We start from the raw sequence: 20,547 nt of genomic DNA, 5'->3' as shown, positions 1-20,547 counted from the left end.
TCGCCTTTTTGCCTGCGCCGGCCGTGGCCGGGCTCAGGCCTCCTGGTGCTTGCCCAGGCCGAGATAGCTTTCGATCACGCGCGGGTTGCCCGCCAGCTCGCGCGCCGGACCGTGCAGGATGATCTCGCCGGTTTCGAGCACATAGCCGTAGTCGGCCACCTGCAGCGCGGCCCGCGCGTTCTGTTCGACCAGCAGGATCGACACGCCGGTCTCGCGCAGGCGCGCGATGATGTGGAAGATCTCGCGCACGATGCGCGGCGCCAGGCCCAGGCTGGGCTCGTCGAGCATGAGCAGCTTGGGCTTGGCCATCAACGCGCGGCCCACGGCCAGCATCTGGCGCTCACCGCCCGACAGCGTGCCGGCCTGCTGGGCGCGGCGCTCGCGCAGGCGCGGAAACAGATCGAACACCTCGTTGAGCGTGTCGCGCCAGCCCGCTTCGCGCGCGCGATAGCGCCGGAAGCCGCCGAGCAGCAGATTGTCTTCGACCGACATGCTGCCGAACAGCTCGCGCCGCTCGGGCACCAGCGACATGCCGGCCGCCACGCGGCGTTCGACCTGCCAGCCGGACACATCCGCGCCGGCGTACTGCACCTGGCCGGCGGCATGGCCGGTGTGCGGCAGCGAACCCATCACGGCGTTCAGCATGGTGGACTTGCCGGCGCCGTTGGCGCCGATCACGGTCACGATCGAGCCGGGCGGCACGGTCAGGGCCGCGCCGGTCAGGGCGCCGACCTTGCCATAGCGCGCGGAGAGGTCGCGCACTTCGAGTACGGGCGACGGGCTCATTGCACACCTCCGACCGCGGCGGGCTTGGCCTGCACGTCATCGGGCAGGTCGTCGTCGATACCGCCGAGATAGGCTTCGAGCACGGCCGGGTTCTGTTGCACCTCGGCCGGCACGCCTTCGGCCAGCTTGGTGCCGAAATCCATCACGACCAGATGATTGGTCAAGCGCATCACAAAATCCATATCGTGTTCCACCAGCAGGATGCTCAACCCTTCGGCACGCAGCTGCTCGAGCACCTGCGCCAGCTCCTGCTTTTCCTTGTAGCGCAGCCCCGCCGCCGGCTCGTCGAGCAGCAGCAGCACCGGATCGCAGGCCAGGGCCCGTGCGATCTCCAGGATGCGCTGCTGGCCCAGGGCCAGGTTGCCGGCCTGCTCGTAGAGGTAGTCGCCCAGACCCACGCGCTGCAGCTGGCGCGCGGCCTCGTGCAGCAGTTGCGCCTCGCGGGCGCGTTCGCTGTGCAGCGCGCCCGACAGCACGCCGACGTCGGAGCGCATGTGGGCGCCCAGCGCGACGTTTTCGAGCACCGACATGGTCGGCAGCAGCTGCACGTGCTGGAAGGTGCGGCCCACGCCGGCCTGCGCGATCTGGCGCGCCGAACGGCCGTCGGTGCGTTCGCCCAGGAATCGCACCTGGCCGCGCGTGGCCGGCAGCACGCCGGAGATCAGGTTGAAGGTGGTGCTCTTGCCGGCGCCGTTGGGACCGATCAGACCCATGATCTCGCCGGCCCGCACCTTGAAGCTGATGTCGTTGACCGCCACCAGCCCGCCGAACTCCTTGCGGATCGCATCGACCTCGAGCACCAGCTCGCCGGCCGCCGGACGCGTGCGCTGCGGCAGCGCGGGCGCCTCGGGTGGTGCCGCCTGGTTGCGGCGCGAACCGCCGGTGCCGGTCAGACGCGCCCACCAGCCCGCCAGGATCGGCCACAGGCCGTTGCTGGCGTATTGCAGCATCAGGATCATCAGCACGCCGAACACCACCAGCTCGACGTTGGTGTTGGTGTCGATGAAGAGCGGCAGCACGTTCTGCAGCTGGTCTTTCAGGCCCAGGATCACGGCCGCGCCGAGCACGGCGCCCCACACGTGGCTGGCGCCGCCGACCACGGCCATGAACAGGTATTCGATGCCGTAGTTCAGGCCGAACGGGCTCGGGCTGACCGCGCGCTGCATGTGGGCATAGAGCCAGCCCGACACGCACGCCAGCAGCGCGGCCCACACGAAGATCACGATCTTGTAGGTGCCGGTGTTCACGCCCATGGACTCGGCCATGCCGGCGCCGCTCTTGAGCGCGCGGATGGCGCGGCCGGGCCGCGAATCCAGCAGGTTGCGCGTGGCCCACAGCCCCAGCAGCACGAATATCCAGATGAGGAAATAGATGTGCCGCCCGCTCGCCAGCGAGATGCCGAACACGCTGAGCGGCTCGATGCCGGCGATGCCGTCATGCTTGCCCAGGAAGTCGAGGTTGCCGAACAGGTAGTAGAGCGACAGGCCCCAGGCGATGGTGCCCAGCGGCAGGTAGTGGCCCGACAGGCGCAGCGTGATCAGCGCCAGCAGGAAGGCCACGCCGGCCGTGAGGACCAGCCCGATCACGAGCGCGAACCACGGCGAGGCGTCGTAGTGCGTGGTGAGCAGCGCGGTGGTGTAGGCGCCCAGGCCGACGAAGGCCGCCTGGCCGAACGAGGTCAGGCCGCCCACGCCCGTGAGCAGCACGAGGCCGAGCGCGACCAGGCTGGCCAGCCCGATGTAGTTGAGCTGGGTGATCCAGAACTCGGGCGTCGCGCCCACCAGGGGCAGCGCCGCGAGCACGACGATGAAGACTGCAAGCAGGATACGGTTCATGTTCATGATGCTTACTCCTCGTCATCCACGTGGCGATGCGAGAAGGAACGCCAGATCAGCACGGGAATGATCAGCGTGAACACGATCACTTCCTTGTAGGCGCTGGCCCAGAACGACGAGAACGCTTCGAGCACGCCGACCAGCAGCGCGCCGGCGGCGGCCACCGGGTAGCTCGCCAGGCCGCCGATGATGGCGCCCACGAACCCCTTCAGGCCGATCAGGAAGCCGGTGTCGTAGTAAACGGTGGTGATGGGGGCGATCAGCATGCCCGACATGGCGCCGATGGCCACGGCCAGCGTGAAGGTCAGGCTGCCCGACATGGTCGTGCTGATGCCCACCAGCCGCGCGCCGCGGCGATTCACGGCGGTGGCGCGCAGCGCCCGGCCATACAGCGTCTTGCCGAAGAACAGCCACAGCGCCACGATCAGCAGCGCGCAGGTCGCCACCACGAACAGGCTCTGGCCCGACCACGTGGCAAAGCCCAGGTCGATCTGGCCGCCCACGAAGGCCGGCGTGCGCCAGCCCTCGGCGCCGAAGAACACCAGCGCCAGGCCCATCAGCGCGAAGTGCACGGCCACCGACACGATCAGCAGCACCAGCACCGTGGCCTCGGCCAGCGGCTGGTAGACGATGCGATAGACCATCGGGCCCATCGGAATGACCAGCAGCAGCGTGAGCATCATGTTGAGCCACAGCGACGTGCCGGCGGCGGCGTACGAGGTGGTGACCCACAACAGCGCGAGCGGCAGCGCCACACAGCTGGCGAGCACCTTGGGCAGGCCGGACCAGACGCCGGTGCGCAAGGCGCGCACCAGCTCGAGCAGCAGCACGACCAGGCCGAGCAGCGGCAGCAGATAGGCCGTGCCCGGCACGCGGCCGTCGACCAGCATGGCCAGCGTGAGCGCGCCGAATGCGACGAATTCGCCCTGTGGAATGAAGATGACGCGCGTGACGGCGAAGACCAGCACCAGTGCCATGCCCAGCAGGGCATAGATGGCGCCGTTCACGATACCGTCTTGCAGCAGTATCAGCGCAATTGTGGAATCCATCGAACAACTACCTTATGGTTCTTGGTGTCCCGACCCCGTCCGGGACACGGCGAATACGACGCACCGGCCGCGAGGCCGGTGCGAGGTGCAGCAGGGAAGCGCGATACTACGCCATCGAGGCGTCGCCACGGCACCGCGCAACCCGGTCAAACCGTGCGATCAGAGGCCGGGCTGGTAGACCCACTTGCCGCCCTCGACCTTGACGATGACGCGCGAGCGCTCGTCGAAGCCGGCGTGGTCGGTCGGGCTCATGTTGAACACGCCCTGCGACACGGCCAGGTCTTTCACGCCTTCGAGCGCGTCACGCATGGCGGCGCGGAATTCCGGCGTGCCGGGCTTGGCGCCCGACTTCAGGGCCTGCGGCAGGGCCGCGACCACCAGTTGGCCGGCATCCCACATGTGGCCGCCGAAGGTGTTGGTCGAGCCGGCGCCATGCGCCTTTTCGTAGGTTTCGACGTAGGCCAGGGCCGACTTCTTCACCGGATTGCTGTCGGGCAGCTGGGCCGCGACCAGCAGCGGGCCGGCCGGCAGCAGCATGCCGTCGCAATCCTTGCCGCAGACGCGCAGCACGTCGTTGTTGGCGGCGCCGTGGGTCTGGTAGATCTGGCCCGGGTAGTTGCGGGCGCGCAGTTCCTTTTGCGGCAGGGCCGAGGGCGTGCCGGCGCCGGCGATCAGGATGGCGTCGGGCTTTGCGCCCACCAGCTTGAGCACCTGGCCGGTGACGCTGGTGTCGGTGCGGCCGTACTTCTCGACCGCGACGACCTTGATGCCGGCCTTCTCGGCAGCCGCCTGCATCACGGCCAGCCAGCCGTCGCCGTAGGCGTCGGCGAAGCCGATGAAGCCGAGGGTCTTGATCTTGGACTTGACCATGGCATCGGCCAGGGCGCCGGCCATCAGGGCGTCGTTCTGCGGGGTCTTGAAGACCCAGCGGCGCTTGTCGTCGACGGGCTCGACGATCTTGGCGCTGGCGGCCACGCTGATCATCGGGACCTTCGCCTCGGCGGCGACGTCGACCATGGCGAGCGAGCCCGGCGTGACCGAGGTGCCGATCAGCACGTCGACCTTGTCGTCGGAGGCCAGCTTGCGCGAGTTCTTCACGGCTTGGGTGGTGTCGGTGGCGTCGTCGAGGACGATCCATTCGATCTTCTGGCCGGCCACTTCACGCGGCAGCAGCGCCACGGTGTTGCGCTCGGGGATGCCGAGCGAGGCGGCCGGGCCGGTCGAGGACACGGTGACGCCGACCTTGACCTGCGCCTGGGCGCCGAACGACAGCCCGAGGGCGAGTGCGGCCGCGACCGCGGACAAGCCGAATTGCTTGCGCATCATTTTTTGTCTCCTGTGTTGGCTCTTGTGGTGCGCCCGGGGCGGGCGCGGAGCCTGTTTAAAGTTATACAGAAAAAAGAATTATAGGATTAAAAGAGTATCAAATTGCGGATTCCCCTCTCACCCGGGATCAACCCTAAGGCCAACACCCACCTGCAAAAGCAAATGCATTCGTTAATGGCGAATTCTTACCGTATCGCAGGGATGCGTCTCTAAGGGGAAACCCCGGCCCGCGGCGCGGGCATCGGCCAGGGCCCGCGGCAAACTCGATTAACATCATCGACTCTCGCACTCCGGCGGGCATTTCGCGGCCGGATCGAACCAAATCGATTGGGGACACTCTAAAAGCCATGGATAAAGTCCGTAAAACCGAAGCCGAATGGAAAGCCCAGCTCACGCCGATGGAATTTGCCGTCGCGCGCGAGAAAGGCACCGAGCGCGCCTTCACCGGCCGCTATTGGGACACCTTTACGCCCGGCATCTACCGCTGCGTGGGCTGTGGCACGCCGTTGTTCGCCTCCGATACCAAGTTCGACGCCGGCTGTGGCTGGCCCAGCTACTTCGAGCCGATCGACCCGGCGCGCGTGCGCGAAGAGACCGACACCACGCACGGCATGGTGCGCACCGAAGTGCTGTGCAATATCTGCGACGCCCACCTGGGCCATGTGTTTCCGGACGGCCCCGAGCCCACCGGCCTGCGCTATTGCATCAACTCGGTGTCGATGAAGTTCGAGCCGCAGGGCGAAGAATGAAGAAGTTTCTGTTCGATCTGTTCCCGCTGCTGCTGTTCTTCGTTGCCTTCAAGTACGCCGACATCTACTTCGCCACCAAGGTCGCCATCGCGGCCTCGGTGCTGCAGATCGCCTGGCTCAAGATCCGCCGCAAGCCCGTCGATGCCATGAACTGGGTCAGCCTGATCGTGATCGTCCTGTTCGGCGGCGCCACGATCTACCTGCACAGCGACACCTTCATCAAGTGGAAGCCGACCGTGCTGTATTGGCTGTTCGGCGGCGCGCTGCTGTTCTCGCGCTACGTGCTCGGCCGCAACCTGATCGAAAAGTTCATGGGCAGCAAGATCACGCTCACCGAGCCCGCGGTCTGGAACAAGCTCAACCTGGCATGGGCCACGTTCTTCGTCGTGGCCGGTGCCCTCAACCTCTACGTGGCATTCTCCGGCGCCTTCACCGAAGACCAGTGGGTCAGCTTCAAGGCCTTCGGCCTGTTGATCATGACCTTCCTGTTCGTGATCGGCCAGTCGTTCTGGCTCGGCAAGTACATCGCCCCCGAAGCCGCCGAAGGCGACAAGCCCGCTTCCACCCATGACTGATTCCCCTGCCCTCGATCCGCTCGATCCGCTCGACCGTCTCGAAATCATCCGGGCCCGGCTGGCGCCGCTCGCGCCGCTGCAGCTGGACATCGAAGACGAGTCGCACCTGCACGCCGGCCACGCCGGTGCGCGGGGCGGCGCGGCGCACTATCGCGTGCTCATCGTCTCCGAGCAATTCGTCGGTCTGCGGCCGGTCGCCCGCCATAGGCTGGTGTATGATCGACTGCAAGATCTCATGCCCTTTCCCATACATGCGCTGGCGCTCGACGCACAGGCACCCTCTTCCAAGTAACTCCCAAAGGAACTTCATGAAACGCATCGTCATGCTGGCAGCGGCCTGCGTCATCGCCGTGCCTGCTTTCGCCCAAAACGTGGCTACTGTCAACGGCAAGGCCATTTCCCAGAAGAACCTCGACGAGTTCGTCAAGCTGCTGGTGAGCCAGGGCGCCACCGACTCGCCGCAGCTGCGCGAGCAGGTCAAGCAGGAGATGATCAACCGCCAGGTGTTCGTCCAGGCCGCCGAGAAGCAGGGCATCGCCAAGCAGGCCGACGTCCAGACCGAAATCGAGCTGGCCCGCCAGGGCATCCTGGTCCGCGCCCTGATGGCCGACTACCTCGCCAAGCACCCGGTCACCGATGCCCAGGTCCAGGGCGAGTACGACAAGGTCAAGAAAGAGCAGTCCGGCAAGATGGAGTACAAGGTCCGCCACATCCTCGTCGAAGACGAGAAGGCCGCCAACGACCTGCTGACCCAGCTCAAGGGCAACAAGGGCAAGTTCGACGAACTGGCCAAGAAAAACTCCAAGGATCCCGGCAGCGCCGAGCGCGGCGGCGATCTGGGCTGGGCCCCGCCCACCAACTACGTGGCCCCGTTCGCCGAGGCCGTGACCAAGCTGAAGAAGGGCGAACTGGCCGACAAGCCGGTCCAGACCCAGTTCGGCTGGCACATCATCCAGGTCGAAGACACCCGTCCGGTGGAATTCCCGCCGATGGACCAGGTCCGTCCGCAGATCGAGGAAATGCTGCGTCAGCAGACGCTGGCCAACTTCCAGAAAGACCTGCGCGAAAAGGCCAAGGTCCAGTAAGGCTGCCGGTCGCGCCCCGGGCGCGCCGCTGCACAGAACGCCCGCGCAAGCGGGCGTTTTCGTTGGTGCCGCCCCTTGGCGCCCGGGCTCGCGGCGCGCGGCGGCCAGTGCGGCGGCTAGTGCGGCGGCCAGCGCACGGACATGAAAAAGCCCGCTGACGCGGGCTTTTTGCACTCGCCGGCGGGCGCGGCGCGCTATGCCATGCCGAGCAGCGCGCGCAGCCCATCCTCGTCGAGGATGGCCACGCCCAGCTCCTGGGCCTTGGTGAGCTTGCTGCCCGCGTCCTCGCCCGACACCAGGTAGGCGGTTTTCTTGGACACCGACCCGCTCACCTTGCCCCCGGCCGCCTGGATGTGGCGCGTGGCTTCCTCGCGGGTCCAGTTGGGCATGGTGCCGGTCAGCACGAAGGTCTTGCCGGCCAGGGTGGTGCCCTGCGGCTCGGCCTCGGCTTCGGGGTGCACGCCCTTCTCGGCCAGCGCGGCGATGATCTCGCGGTTGTGCGGCTCGGCGAAGAAGCGATGGATCGAGCCGGCCACGACCGGGCCCACGTCGGGCGCCGCCAGCAGCGCCTCTTCGTCGGCATCCATGATGCGCTCGATCGTGCCGAAATGGCGGGCGATGTCGCGCGCGGTGGTCTCGCCGACGTGGCGGATGCCGAGCGCGAACAGCAGCCGTCCCAGCGCCGGCTTGCGCGCCTTGTCGATCGCCGCCACCAGGTTCTCGGCCGACTTCTGGCCCATGCGGTCCAGCGTGGCCAGCTTGATGGCGTTCAGGCCATACAGGTCGGCCAGCGACTTGACCCAGCCGTTCTCCACGAGCTGGTCGACGACCTTCTCGCCCAGGCCTTCGATGTCGAGCGCCTTGCGGCCGGCCGCGTGCAGCAGCGTCTGCTTGCGCTGCGCGGCACAGAACAGGCCGCCGGTGCAGCGCGCGATCGCTTCATCCTCGAGCTTCTCGATCGCCGACCCGCACACCGGACAGTGCGTGGGCATGACGAACTCGCGCGCGCCCTCGGGCCGCTTCTCGATGACCGGCCCCACGACCTCGGGGATCACGTCGCCGGCGCGGCGCACGACCACGGTGTCGCCGATGCGCACGTCCTTGCGGCGGATCTCGTCTTCGTTGTGCAGCGTGGCGTTGGTGACGGTCACGCCGCCGACGAATACGGGCTTGAGCCGCGCCACCGGCGTGATGGCGCCGGTGCGGCCCACCTGCACCTCGATGTCGAGCAGTTCGGTGGTGGCTTCTTCGGCCGGGAACTTGTGCGCCACGGCCCACCGCGGCGCGCGCGACACGAAGCCCAGCACCCGTTGCGCGGGCAAGGAATCGACCTTGTAGACCACGCCGTCGATGTCGTAGGGCAACGAGGCGCGCAGCTTGCCCACGCGCTCGTAGAAATTCAGCAGCCCCTGCGCGCCCTCGGCCTGGTGGTTGTAGCGCACGTTGACCGGCAGGCCGAGGCTGGCGAGCCACGCCAGCATCTCGCCGTGCGTGTCGTGCGGCAGCGTCGAGACCTCGCGCGTGCCCGGCGCCGGCTCGTCGAAGCGATCGCCGGTGGCGCGCGCCAGGCCCTGCACCTCGCCCCAGCTGTAGGCGAAGAAGCGCAGCGGACGCTGCGCGGTGATGCGCGGGTCGAGCTGGCGCAGGCTGCCGGCGGCGGCGTTGCGCGGATTGACGAACACCTTCTCGCCGCGCGCGGCCTGCTTGGCGTTGAGCTTCTCGAAATCGGCGCGGTTCATCAGGACCTCGCCGCGCACCTCGAGCACGCGCGGGAAATCGCCGCGCAGCTTGATCGGGATCACCTTGATGGTGCGGATGTTGGCGGTGACGTCCTCGCCGGTCTGGCCGTCGCCACGCGTGGCGGCCTGCACCAGCATGCCGTCTTCGTAGCGCAGGCTGATGGCGAGGCCGTCGAGCTTGAGCTCACAGAAGTAGCGCGGGCTGTCGCTCAGTCCCAGCAGGCCCGCAGCGCGCAGCGTGTCGGCCACGCGCTTGTCGAAATCGTGCACGTCTTCGGCGGCGAAGGCGTTGCCCAGCGACAGCATCGGCACCGCGTGCCGCACGCTGCCGAACTCGGCCTGCGGCGCGGCGCCCACGCGCTGCGTGGGCGACTCCGGCGTGACCAGCTCGGGATGCTCGGCCTCGAGCGCCTGCAGCTCGCGCATCAGCGCGTCGTAGTCGGCGTCGGAGATGCTCGGTTCGTCGTGGACGTAATAGCGGATGTTGTGCTGCTCGATCTCGGCGCGCAGGCGCGCTGCTGACTCGGCCGGCGTGGGCGACGCCTTGCTCATCACGCAAAGACCCGCTTGGAGCGTTCGCTGCCTGCCGGCAGGCCGGCCTCTTCGAGTTGGCCGAACAGCACCTGCAGGCGCTCGTCGATGACCTTGTCGGCGCCGTCGACCAGACCGCGGCCCTGGTCGTCGATCAGCTCGGCGCGCAGCCGGGTGGCGAGGTCACGGCCCACGTCGACCATGCGGCCGAAGGCGCGCGGGTCGGCCGGCGTGCAGGGCACGTCGAGCAACAGGGTGAGGTGGGTGATGCCGCCCATGCCGGCGTCCAGCGGCGCGCCGTCGGTGCGCGAGAGCGTGAAGCGCACGGCGCCGGTGTCGGTCAGCCAGGACATGCCCGTGCCGCCGTTGGCGAAGCCGAGTTCGCGCGCCACGTTCATGACCTCTGCGGCGGGCCGGGCGGTGCCCAGCAGCAGCGTGAGGCCGACCTGGGTGTCGAGCGCCGCGCAGGTGGCGTCCAGGCGCGCGCCCCGCTCAAGCACTTCCTGCTGGTCGGGGCCCTCGATGGTGGCCTCGAAACGCTCGGCCAGGTCTTGCGCACGGGCCCAGGCCTGCGACCATTCGATGGCCGAGAGCGGACCGCTGCGGTTGGCCAGCAGCAAGGCCAGCTGCAGCGAGGCATAGGATTCCTCGCCGTGGAGGCGGGCGCGATGGCGGCCGCGATCGGTGCTGGCGAACACGCGCAGCGGCTTGCGGCCGATCTGGCGCAGCGACTGCATGTAGGGCAGCAGGTCGGCACCGCGCACCGGCTCGGCAAAGTGGATCTCGATCACGACTTCGCTGGCGGGATCCGGCTCTTCGGCATCGTCGCGCTCGGCCGGGTCGGCCACGGGCACGGCGGCGACGGCAACCGGATCTTCGTCGGGGTCGCGCGCACCGATGCCCGGCTCGCGGCGCTGGACCGGGGCCGCGGGCGTGGCGGCGGCGGGCGCGCGCGGCGCGGCCGGCATCTCGCCGGCGCCCAGCAAGGGATCCTGCTCGCTCGAAGGGAAATGCACCTGCATCTTGCGGCGCACGCGGCGGTCTTGCCACCAGTTGAATCCCAGCACCAGCAGGATGAGCAGCACGCCCAGGGCAATCAAGCCGATCTGCAAATCACTCATGTATCAATCCCGCGCCCTGTCGGGCGCCCTACGTTCAGTCGGTTTATGCGGCTTCGGCGGCCATTTGTACGGCCGAGTCGATATCTACGGCAACGATACGCGAAACGCCCTGCTCCTGCATCGTCACGCCCACCAATTGCTTTGCCATTTGCATCGCGATCTTGTTGTGCGAGATGAACAGGAACTGCGTCTGCTCGCTCATGCTGCGCACCAGGTTGGCGTAGCGCTCGGTGTTGGCGTCGTCGAGCGGCGCGTCCACCTCGTCGAGCAGGCAGAACGGCGCCGGGTTGAGCTTGAACAGCGCGAACACCAGCGCGGTGGCGGTGAGGGCCTTCTCGCCCCCGGACAGCAGGTGGATCGTGCTGTTGCGCTTGCCCGGCGGCTGCGCCATCACCTGCACGCCGGCATCGAGGATCTCGTCGCCCGTCATGGTCAGGCGCGCCTCGCCCCCGCCGAACAGGCGCGGGAACAGCTCGCCGAAATGGCCGTTGACGGTGTTGAACGTTTCCTGCAGCAGCTCGCGCGTCTCGCGGTCGATCTTGCGGATCGCGTCTTCGAGCGTCTCGATGGCGGTGAGCAGGTCGGTCTGCTGCGCGTCGAGGAAGGTCTTGCGCTCGCGCGAGGTGCCGAGCTCGTCGAGCGCGGCCAGGTTGACCGAGCCCAGCGCCTCGATCTGGCGCGAGATGCGGCCCACTTCGGACTGCAGCCAGCTGGCGCGGCGCCATTCGTCGGGCATGTTGGCCAGCTCCTGGGCCAGGCCTTCGCGGTCGACTTCGCGCGCGTTGAGTTGTTCGGTGAACTGCTCCTCGGCCAGGCGGGCGGCCTGCTCCTGGAGCTGCAATTCGGTGATGCGGGCGCGCAGCGGCTCGAGCAGGCGCTCCTGTGCCAGGCGGTCTTCGTCGGCGCCGCGCAGCAGCGCCGAGAGGTTGTCGAGCTCCTGGCGCGCACGGGTCAGGGCTTCCTCGCGCTCGGCGCGCGTCTCGAGCGCGTCCTGCAGGCCGGCCTGGGTGGCGGAGGCGTCGAGGTCGACCAGTTCGGTCTCGAGCTGCTGCAGCTCGACCGAGGCGCGCTGGCTCTGGTCGGCGGCGAGCTGGCGGTTGCGTTGCAGGTCGGTGATCCGCACCTGCACGCCGCGCTCGGCGAATTCGGCTTCCTGTGCCGCCCGTTCGAGCTCGCGCAGCCGGGTGCGGGCGGCCTCGGCCTGCGCCGCCAGCCCCTCGCCGTCGATCTCGGCGTCGGAGAACCGGCCCTGGTGTTCGGCCAGCTCGGCGTCGAGCGTCTCGAAGCGGGCCTCGGCATCCTCGCGGGTCGCGCGCAGGTCTTCTTCCTGGACGGCCAGCTCGTCGAGATCCTGGCGCAGCCGTGCCGCGCGTTCGCCCGACTGCTCGGCCTGCTGCTGCAGGCGCGAGTGTTCGAGCTGGATGTCGTGCACGCGGCGCGTGACCTCGGCCACGCGCTGGCGCGCCGGCGAGATGGCCTGGCTCACCTGCTGCCAGGCCGCCTCGGCGCGCGCCACGTTGCCCAGCGCCTGGTCGGCGATGAGCTGCTGCGCCTTGATCTCGCGCTGCAGATTCTCGATCTCCTGCTGGCGCGCCAGCATGCCGGCCTGCTCGGAGTCGGGCGCGTAGAAGCGCACGCTGTGGGCGTCGACCAGATGGCCGGCGCGCACGACGTAGGCCGCGCCTTCCGGCAGCGTGGCCCGGGCGCCGAGCGCCTGGGTCACGTCATTGGCGGTGTAGATGCCGCGCAGCCAGTCGTTGAGCAGCGCGCGCAGGTCGGGATCGGTGATGCGCAGCAGGCTGGCCAGCGGCGTGAGGCCGGCCGGCGCGGCGGGCGCGGGGCCGGCCGCGGGGGTCTGGTAGAAGGCCAGGCGCGCGGGCGGCGCGTCTTCGGCGAAGGCGCGCGCCCAGTCGAGGTTGCGCACCTCGAGGGCCGCCATGCGTTCGCGCAGCGCCGCTTCCAGCGCGGGCTCCCAGCCCGGCTCGATGTGCAGTTTCTGCCAGAGGCGGCCCAGGCCGGCGAGCTCGTGCTTGGCCAGCCAGGGCTCGAGCGCCCCCTGCTTCTGCACGTCTTCCTGGAGCTTGACCAGGGCGGCCATGCGCGCCTCCAGGCGCGCGAGCGCCTGGGCGTCCTGCTGGGCGGCGGCCTGGGCGCGGCTGCGCTCGGCGTCGGCCTCGGGAATGCGGCCCTCGAGCTCGGCGAGCTCGGCCTGCGCCGTCTCGAGCTGCTCCTCGCCGGCGTAGCGGGCGCCGGCCAGCTCTTCGAGCTTTTCGGGGTCGGGCGTGTGGAGTTCGCGCAGATCCTGCTGCAGACGCTCGCGGCGCTGCTCCAGGCTCTGCAACTGGCGATCGGATTCGCGCTGCGTCTGGGCCGCCAGGGCGAGGTTCTGCTCGACCCGGGCCAGCGCGGCGCGCATCTCGTCGCGGCCGGCGGCGGCTTCGCGCACGCGGGCCTCGATGGCGGGCAGGCTGGCCTGCGCCTCCTCGGCCACGGCGCGCGCCTCTTCGGTGCGGGCGGCGCCGGTGGCGAGGTCATCCTCGGCCTGGGCGATCTGTTCGGTGCAGTGTTCCTGCTGCGCGTTCCATTCGGCGATCTGCGCCAGCAGCTGCTCGCGGCGGGCGGTCAGGCGATTGCGCGAATCCACCACGTGGCGGATCTCGGCCTCGAGGCGGCTGACCTGGGCGTTGGCTTCGTAGAGCTGGCCCTGGGCCGCGTGCACGGCGTCGCTGGCGGCGTAGTGGGCCTGGCGGCGCGACTCGAGCTCGGCCTCGCCGGAACGCAGCGCGGCGATGGCGGACTCGAGGTTGTTCTGCGCCTGGGCCATCTCCTGCGTTTTCTTGTCGCGCTCGAGGCGCGCGCCGGTTTCCTTCAGGAACCACAGCGCAAACTGCTTTTTCTCGCCGTCGGCCTGCATCTCGCGATACTGGCGCGCCACCTCGGCCTGCGCCTCCAGCTTTTCGAGCTGGGAATTGAGCTCGCGCAGGATGTCTTCGACGCGGGTGAGGTTTTCGCGCGTGTCGGACAGGCGGTTTTCGGTCTCGCGGCGGCGCTCTTTATAGCGCGACACGCCGGCAGCCTCTTCGAGGAACACCCGCAGCTCTTCGGGGCGCGCCTCGATCAGGCGGTTGATCATGCCCTGGCCGATGATGGCGTAGCCGCGCGCGCCCAAGCCGGTGCCCAGGAAGATGTCGTGGATGTCGCGGCGCCGGACCTGCTGGTTGTTGACGTAGTAGCTGCTGGTGCCGTCGCGGGTGAGCACGCGCCGCACCGCGATCTCGGCGTAGGTGCTCCACTGCCCGGCCGCTCGGCCTTCGCTGTTGTCGAACACCATTTCGACCGAGGCGCGGGCTGCCGGCTTGCGGTTGCCCGAGCCGTTGAAGATCACGTCCTGCATGGACTCGCCGCGCAGCTCCGAGGCCTTGGCCTCGCCCAGCACCCAGCGCACGGCATCGATGATGTTCGATTTGCCGCAGCCGTTGGGCCCCACCACCCCCACCAGCTGGCTGGGAACGGGGATCACGGTGGGATCGACGAAGGACTTGAAGCCGGCGAGTTTTAGCTGGGTAAGGCGCACAGTACGATGACGGACCGGGTAGGTTGAACGAAGGCGTTGAACGGACCTGCCGCGCAAATTGGCAAACCGGCCTCGAAAGGCCGGTCTGATATGGGTCGTATGATACCGCAGGCGGGGATCGGCCGAAGGTGAACAACGGTCAGGGCACAATCGCAGCGCCAGGCGGCGTGGCCGGACGCTATACTCGCTGACAATTTCGCATATCAATACCCAATTCCACACAACGCCGCCAGCGGCACCAGCGGGGACATTCTTGAAACGCGGGTTTTATCTGGTCATGGCCGCCCAGGCCTTCTCATCCATGGCGGACAATGCGTTGTTCATTGCGGCCATCGCATTGATCCTGGAGCTGAGTGGGCCCGACTGGATGGCGCCGCTGATGAAATGGTCGTTCGCGCTGGCGTATGTGGTGCTGGCCGCCTTCGTGGGCGCGTTCGCCGACTCCTACCCCAAGGGCCGGGTGATGTTCGTCACCAACGCGCTCAAGGTGGCCGGCTGTCTGCTGATGTTCTCCTACGCCAACATCGGCGTGCCCCCCGTCTACCAGACCTACCTCGTCTGTGCCGCCTACGCGCTGGTGGGCATCGGCGCGGCCGCCTATTCGCCGGCCAAGTACGGCATCGTGACCGAGATGCTGCCGCCCGACCTGCTGGTCAAGGGCAACAGCTGGATCGAAGGCCTCACCGTGCTGTCCATCATCATCGGCACCGTGCTGGGCGGCGCCCTGATCTCGCCCAAGGTGTCGCAGCTGCTGCTGTCGCACCCGACCATCGGCAGCCTGGTCCACACGCCCGCCGAGGCCGCGATCCTGGTGATCGCCGTGGTCTACCTGCTGGCCGCGCTGTGCAACCTGCTCATCCCCAGCACCCACGTGCGCTACCCGCCGCAGCAGAAAAACCCGATCAAGCTGGTCCGCACCTTCGGCGGCTACGTGCGGGTGCTGTGGCGCGACAAGCTGGGCCAGATCTCGCTGGCGGTCACCACCCTGTTCTGGGGCGCGGGCGCCACGCTGCAGCTCATCGTGATCGAGTGGGGCCGCAGCCACCTGGGCTACCGGCTCGACCAGGCCTCGATCCTGATGGGCGTGGCGGCGGTGGGCACCGTGATCGGCTCGATCCTGGCCGGCCGCATTCCGCTGCGCCGGGCGCTGGTCGTGCTGCCGGTGGGCGCCGCCATGGGCCTGGTGGTGATGCTGATGCCGCTGGTGTACTCGCCCTGGAGCGTCTACCTGCTGCTGTTGCTCACCGGCGGGCTGGCGGGCTTTTTCGTGGTGCCGATGAACGCCCTGCTGCAGCATCGCGGCCACGTGCTGCTGTCGGCCGGCCATTCGATCGCCGTGCAGAACTTCAACGAGCAGCTCAACATCCTGCTGATGGTGGCCATGTACACGCTGATGCTGTGGCTCAACATGCCCATCAACGCCGTGATCGTGGTGTTCGGCCTGCTGGTCACGATCCTGATGCTGGTCTTCATCCGCTGGGCGCGCGTCAACCTGGCGCGCAATCCCGACCTCCAGGACCAGATCGGCCAGGAAGGCCACGGCAAGGCGCTCGACAGCGTCCACCACTGAAAAAAGCCGTTGTGAATCAAGCCACTGGCGACCCCGCGGGGTCGCCAGTCTGCGTTTGGGCGCGGCGCGGCACGCGCGCCGCGCCGCTCAGGGCGCGACCGCGAGCTGCAGGTCCTGCCAGGCGCGCGCCTTCTCGACCGGGCTGCGCAGCAGATAGGCCGGGTGGTAGCTCACCACCATCGGGATCTCGACGCCCTCGTCGGTCTTGAGGCTGTGGACCCGGCCGCGCAGGCTGCCGATCGTGGCGTCGGTGCCCAGCAGGGTCTGGGCGGCGAAGCGGCCCAGCACCAGGATGCGCTCGGGCTTGAGCAGCGCGATCTGGCGCATCAGGTAGGGGCTGCAGGCCGCCACTTCCTCGGGCTTGGGATTGCGGTTGCCGGGCGGCCGGCACTTGATCACGTTGGCGATGAAGACGTCCTGCTCGCGGCTCATCCCGATCGACGCCAGCATCGCGTCCAGCAACTGCCCCGACCGGCCCACGAACGGCAGGCCCTGCCGGTCTTCCTGCTCGCCCGGCGCCTCGCCGACCACCAGCCAGCGGGCCTGGCGGGCGCCGGTGCCGAACACGGCATGCTTGCGCCCCTCGCACAGGCCGCAGGCCGTGCAGGCGGAGACCAGCCCTTCCAGCTCGTCGAGGTCGGCGCGGCCGGCGCGCGCGGCGACTTCGCGCGCGCGCTCGGCCGGCGTGCGTTCTTCCTGGGCCGCCGCCTCTTCGACCTTGACGGGCTTGGGCGGCGGACCGGAACGCACCGGAATCCGGACCCGGTCGGCGGCCGGCGCGGCGCCTGCCGCCGGCGCGGGCGTCGCGGCTGCAGGCGAGGCGACCGGCGCGGCCGGCGTCGGCGCGGCCGGCATCGGCACGGCCGGCGATGGCGCGGCGGCGGGGGCCGTGGCGCGCGCCACGGGTGCCTCGGCCGCGGTCGGCGCGGCCTGCAGCGGCGCCGGGGCGCGCAGCCAGGTCTTTTCGATCCCGATCTCGCGCAGCCACAGCCGCTGCAGCGGATTGACGCGCAGGCCGGCGGCGGCCGGCGCGGCGGATGCCTGCGTCATGCCTTCGTGTCCTTCAGGGGTTTCTGCATCACCCATGCGTCCTCGCGCGTGCCCTTACCGGCAGGATAGTAATCTTTGCGCACGCCGATCCGCACATAGCCATGGTGTTCGTAGAAGGCCACCGCGCCGGGATTCGACGGGCGCACCTCCAGCAGCACGCCCTCCACGCCCGCCGCGCGCGACTGCGCCTCGCACCATTCCATCAGCGCCGTACCCACGCCCTGGCGCTGCAGGTCGCGCTGCACGGCGATCACGAGCAGGTGGGAGACGTCGGGCGCCATCATCAGCAGGCAGAACCCGCACAGCGCATCGCCGCGCCAGGCCACGCAGGAGGCGTAGCCCGAGAGCAAGGCGTCCGAGAAATTGCCGCGGGTCCAGGGAAATGCCTGCACTTGCGCCTCGAGCGCGGCCACCTGGTCGAGGTCGGCCGGGCGCATCGGCGCGAGCCGCAGCGCGGGCGCCTCGGGCACCTGGGCACGGGCGCGCGGGTTGCCGCCCTCGCCCCGCTCACGCTCGGCGGTGGTGAACGCGACCTTGTCGCGCACATAGAGCGGCGCCGCCATCTCGGGCGCCACGCTCATGCCCTGGTCGAGCGCGAGCTCGGCCAGGCGCGCCAGCGCGCGCGCGCTCGGCCGCGCCTCGTCGCTGTGCTGCCAGCCCTCGGGCAAGGGCATCTGCGCCGCATAGACGGTCCAGGCGTCGCCGGCGGCGACCACGCGGGCCCCGGCCGGCAGATGGTGGGCGGCCCAGGCACAGACCTCGCCGGCGGCGATCAGCAGGGGCGCGTGCAGCGTCTCCCAGCCGGCGGCCTCGGACGGGCCCGCCGCCGGCACCTGCGGCGCCGGCAGCCGGCGATAGGCGGCCAGATAGACCTCTTCCATGCGCGCATCCAGCGCCACCAGCACCACCTGCCCCGGCAGCGCATGGGTGGCCTGGGCCACGGCCAGGTGCGACACCACGGGCACCACCGGCAGGTCCAGGCCCATGGCCACGCCCTGCGCCACGCCGCAGGCCACGCGCAGGCCGGTGAAGCCCCCCGGCCCCTGGCCGAAGGCCACCGCGTCGAGGTCGCCCGGCGCCAGACCGGCCGCCTCGAGCAGCTCGTGCGCCATGGGCAGCATGCGTTCGGCATGCTCCTGGGCACCCTCGTGTTCGCGCACGGCAATCGCCGTGCTTCCCGCCCGGCGCGTCAGCAGCGCGACGCCGCAGCGGGAGGAAGATGTTTCAAAGGCCAGCAAGTTGATTTCCATAGTCCTCCATTGTACGGAATCACCCATTCGTCCCTCGTATGTAAGGACGATTTCTACCGGTCAGTGCAATGTGTAATATCTTGTGAACACCCTCTTTCCCCCGGTTCTTGTCACTGTTACATTTCCGGCCATGAATACGCAAAACACCACTCCCACCCGCAAGATCCTGGTCGTAGACGATGATCCGCGCCTGCGCGATCTGCTGCGACGCTACCTGTCGGAACAAGGGTTCAATGTCTTCGTCGCCGAGGATGCCAAGGAAATGGGCAAACTCTGGCAACGCGAGCATTTCGACCTGCTCGTCCTCGACCTGATGCTGCCGGGCGAGGATGGCCTGTCGATCTGCCGTCGCCTGCGCGGCGGCCACGACAACACGCCGATCATCATGCTCACGGCCAAGGCGGAAGAAATCGACCGCATCGTGGGCCTGGAAATGGGCGCCGACGACTACCTGTCCAAACCGTTCAACCCGCGCGAACTGCTGGCCCGCATCAATGCGATCCTGCGCCGCCGCGGCACCGAAGAGCATCCGGGCGCCCCGAGCCAGGAAAACGAGTCCATCGCTTTCGGCCCCTACGTCCTGAACCTCTCGACCCGCACCCTGACCCGCAACGGCGAACAGGTGCCGATCACCACGGGCGAATTCTCGGTGCTGAAGGTATTTGCCCGTCACCCCAAGATTCCGCTCTCGCGCGACAAGCTCATGGAGCTGGCCCGCGGCCGCGAATACGAAGCCTTCGACCGCAGTCTGGACGTGCAGATCTCGCGCCTGCGCAAGCTGATCGAGCCGAACCCGTCGAAGCCCGTCTTCATCCAAACCGTCTGGGGTCTGGGATACGTGTTTGTTCCAGATGGCGGCAGTTGATTATTCGCCCCGACCCGGGCAGGAGCGCAGTCTCGTGCCCCGCTTGCGCAGGATTCTGAGGACCCTGACATCACGGTTGCGCCTGGGCTTGTTCGGGCGCACTTTCCTATTGCTGGCCGCGCTCATGCTGGTCAGCCTGGGAGCGTGGCTGCAGGTGTTCTTCAGCATGGAACTGGGCCCGCGCGCCAATCAGATGGCGCAGCGGGTGATCACGGCCGTCAATATCACCCGCACCGCGCTGGTCTACTCGCAGACCGACGAACGCAGCAAGCTGCTGCTCGACCTGGCCACCAACGAGGGCATCCAGGTCTATCCGCGCGAAGTCACCGATTTCACCGAAGCCCTGCCCAATGACGATTATTGGCAGCGCGTCGCGCAGCACATCCGCACCCGCTTCGGTCCCGAGACCCAGATCGCCTGGGGGGTCAATCAGGTACCCGGTTTCTGGGTCAGTTTCCAGATAGACCAGGATCTCTATTGGCTGGTGTTCGAGCGCGAGCAGATCGGGCTGACGGGCGGCATCGAATGGCTGGGCTGGGGCGCGACCGCGCTGCTGCTCTCGCTGGTGGGCGCGGCGGTCAGCGTGGGCTTCGTCAACCGGCCGCTGTCGCGGCTGGCGCGCGCGGCCCAGGTGCTGTCGCGTGGCGAAACGCCCGCGCCGCTGCCCGAACAGGGCCCGCTCGAGATCCGTGACCTCAACGCCTCGTTCAACCGCATGGCCAAGGATCTGCGCCAGGCGGAGGCCGACCGCGAGCTGATGCTGGCCGGGATCTCGCACGACCTGCGCACGCCGCTGGCCCGCATGCGCCTCGAAATCGAGATGAGCGGAGTGTCCGAGGACGCGCGCCAGGCCATCGACGAAGACCTGGGCCAGATCGATCACAGTATCGGCCAGCTGATGGAATACGCGCGGCCCGCCGGCACCCTGCCCCAGCTCGCCACCGACATCTCCTCGGTGCTGGCCGAGCTCTACGAACGCGAGCGCAGCCACACGGCGACGCTGGGCGGCGAGCTCGAGGCCTCGATCGAGCCGGGCCTGCGCGCCCGCATCACCGCGCTCGATCTCAAGCGCATCGTGAGCAACCTGATCGAGAACGCGCGCCGCTATGGGCGCTCGACCGACGGCCTGGCGCATCTGGTCATGACGGTGCAATCCGAGGGCAATACGCTCGCGATCGAAGTGGCTGACCGCGGCCCGGGCATCGCGCCCGAGGAAGTGGAACGGCTGTTGCAGCCCTTCTCGCGCGGCGAAGCCGCGCGTACCGGCGTCAGTGGCGCCGGCCTGGGCTTGGCGATTGTCGAACGCCTGCTCAAACACGCAGGCGGCTCGCTCAAGATGCTGCCGCGCGCAGGCGGCGGACTGGTGGCTCGGATAGAGTTACCCAAAGCCAAGTTTAGGAATTATCAATTAGACAGTGATAATCAATAGCGTAGAATTAGTG

General features: G+C 68.5%; 16 protein-coding genes. 7 read left to right on the top strand and 9 right to left on the bottom strand.

Annotation, left to right across the window (positions count from 1 at the left end; genetic code table 11):
• Positions 1-33: 33 nt before the first annotated feature.
• From CEG14_RS06690 to CEG14_RS06675, 4 genes are all read right to left on the bottom strand, one after another.
• Positions 34-786 (bottom strand): ABC transporter ATP-binding protein, encoded by a 753-nt coding sequence (locus CEG14_RS06690; RefSeq protein WP_094825581.1) that lies wholly within the window; start codon positions 784-786, stop codon positions 34-36.
• Positions 783-2,621, bottom strand: a complete 1,839-nt coding sequence (locus CEG14_RS06685; protein WP_094825913.1) for a branched-chain amino acid ABC transporter ATP-binding protein/permease — start codon at positions 2,619-2,621, stop codon at positions 783-785. Before CEG14_RS06685 ends, CEG14_RS06690 begins: the two co-directional genes overlap by 4 nt.
• Before the next feature lie 11 nt (positions 2,622-2,632).
• Positions 2,633-3,670: a branched-chain amino acid ABC transporter permease gene (locus CEG14_RS06680; protein ID WP_094825580.1), complete on the bottom strand. Its 1,038-nt coding sequence runs from the start codon at positions 3,668-3,670 to the stop codon at positions 2,633-2,635.
• Positions 3,671-3,829: 159 nt separating this feature from the next.
• On the bottom strand, positions 3,830-4,993 hold the full coding sequence (locus tag CEG14_RS06675) for an ABC transporter substrate-binding protein (RefSeq protein WP_094825912.1): 1,164 nt from the start codon (positions 4,991-4,993) through the stop codon (positions 3,830-3,832).
• 350 nt (positions 4,994-5,343) lie between these two features.
• Between CEG14_RS06675 and msrB the strand changes: the two genes are divergently transcribed.
• The 4 genes from msrB to CEG14_RS06655 are packed head-to-tail and all read left to right on the top strand — an operon-like array spanning position 5,344 to position 7,405.
• Positions 5,344-5,745 carry a peptide-methionine (R)-S-oxide reductase MsrB gene (gene msrB / locus CEG14_RS06670; RefSeq protein WP_094825579.1) on the top strand — a complete coding sequence of 134 codons (402 nt, stop codon included), beginning with the start codon at positions 5,344-5,346 and terminating at the stop codon, positions 5,743-5,745.
• Entirely contained in the window at positions 5,742-6,320 is a 579-nt protein-coding gene (locus tag CEG14_RS06665; protein ID WP_094825578.1) for a septation protein A, read from the top strand. The genes msrB and CEG14_RS06665 overlap by 4 nt, the downstream gene beginning before the upstream one ends.
• Positions 6,313-6,612, top strand: coding sequence for a BolA family protein (locus tag CEG14_RS06660; RefSeq protein ID WP_094825577.1), 300 nt, complete (start codon positions 6,313-6,315; stop codon positions 6,610-6,612). The genes CEG14_RS06665 and CEG14_RS06660 overlap by 8 nt, the downstream gene beginning before the upstream one ends.
• Positions 6,613-6,628: 16 nt before the next feature.
• On the top strand, positions 6,629-7,405 hold the full coding sequence (locus CEG14_RS06655; RefSeq protein ID WP_094825576.1) for a peptidylprolyl isomerase: 777 nt from the start codon (positions 6,629-6,631) through the stop codon (positions 7,403-7,405).
• 194 nt (positions 7,406-7,599) lie between these two features.
• Here the strand turns inward: CEG14_RS06655 and ligA are convergent, their stop codons facing one another.
• Genes ligA through smc form a run of 3 tightly spaced genes read right to left on the bottom strand, consistent with a single transcriptional unit; the run spans position 7,600 to position 14,370 of the window.
• Positions 7,600-9,696 carry an NAD-dependent DNA ligase LigA gene (gene ligA, locus CEG14_RS06650; RefSeq protein ID WP_094825575.1) on the bottom strand — a complete coding sequence of 699 codons (2,097 nt, stop codon included), beginning with the start codon at positions 9,694-9,696 and terminating at the stop codon, positions 7,600-7,602.
• On the bottom strand, positions 9,696-10,796 hold the full coding sequence (locus tag CEG14_RS06645; RefSeq protein ID WP_094825574.1) for a cell division protein ZipA C-terminal FtsZ-binding domain-containing protein: 1,101 nt from the start codon (positions 10,794-10,796) through the stop codon (positions 9,696-9,698). Before CEG14_RS06645 ends, ligA begins: the two co-directional genes overlap by 1 nt.
• 43 nt (positions 10,797-10,839) lie before the next feature.
• On the bottom strand, positions 10,840-14,370 hold the full coding sequence (gene smc, locus CEG14_RS06640) for a chromosome segregation protein SMC (protein WP_094825573.1): 3,531 nt from the start codon (positions 14,368-14,370) through the stop codon (positions 10,840-10,842).
• Positions 14,371-14,623: 253 nt separating this feature from the next.
• On the opposite strand from smc, the gene lplT reads away from it, so the two are divergent.
• Positions 14,624-15,940 carry a lysophospholipid transporter LplT gene (lplT, locus tag CEG14_RS06635; protein ID WP_094825572.1) on the top strand — a complete coding sequence of 439 codons (1,317 nt, stop codon included), beginning with the start codon at positions 14,624-14,626 and terminating at the stop codon, positions 15,938-15,940.
• 87 nt (positions 15,941-16,027) lie between these two features.
• Here lplT and CEG14_RS06630 read toward each other — a convergent pair whose 3' ends face one another.
• Together CEG14_RS06630 and tsaB are read right to left on the bottom strand one after the other, a co-directional pair.
• Positions 16,028-16,990, bottom strand: coding sequence for a uracil-DNA glycosylase (locus CEG14_RS06630; protein WP_094825571.1), 963 nt, complete (start codon positions 16,988-16,990; stop codon positions 16,028-16,030).
• Positions 16,987-18,240 (bottom strand): tRNA (adenosine(37)-N6)-threonylcarbamoyltransferase complex dimerization subunit type 1 TsaB, encoded by a 1,254-nt coding sequence (gene tsaB / locus CEG14_RS06625; protein ID WP_094825570.1) that lies wholly within the window; start codon positions 18,238-18,240, stop codon positions 16,987-16,989. The genes CEG14_RS06630 and tsaB overlap by 4 nt, the downstream gene beginning before the upstream one ends.
• A 130-nt stretch (positions 18,241-18,370) precedes the next feature.
• On the opposite strand from tsaB, the gene risA reads away from it, so the two are divergent.
• Together risA and risS are read left to right on the top strand one after the other, a co-directional pair.
• Complete coding sequence (gene risA / locus CEG14_RS06620) at positions 18,371-19,105, top strand: response regulator transcription factor RisA (protein ID WP_003813882.1); 735 nt, start codon at positions 18,371-18,373, stop codon at positions 19,103-19,105.
• A gap of 34 nt (positions 19,106-19,139) precedes the next feature.
• Positions 19,140-20,534 (top strand): sensor histidine kinase RisS, encoded by a 1,395-nt coding sequence (risS, locus tag CEG14_RS06615; protein WP_441299862.1) that lies wholly within the window; start codon positions 19,140-19,142, stop codon positions 20,532-20,534.
• Positions 20,535-20,547 lie beyond the last annotated feature (13 nt).

It is taken from the genome of Bordetella genomosp. 1 (assembly GCF_002261335.1).
GTDB lineage: Bacteria > Pseudomonadota > Gammaproteobacteria > Burkholderiales > Burkholderiaceae_B > Bordetella.
The sequence above is the reverse complement of the archived record's forward strand: the minus strand, read 5'-3'. Positions and strand labels throughout refer to the sequence as shown.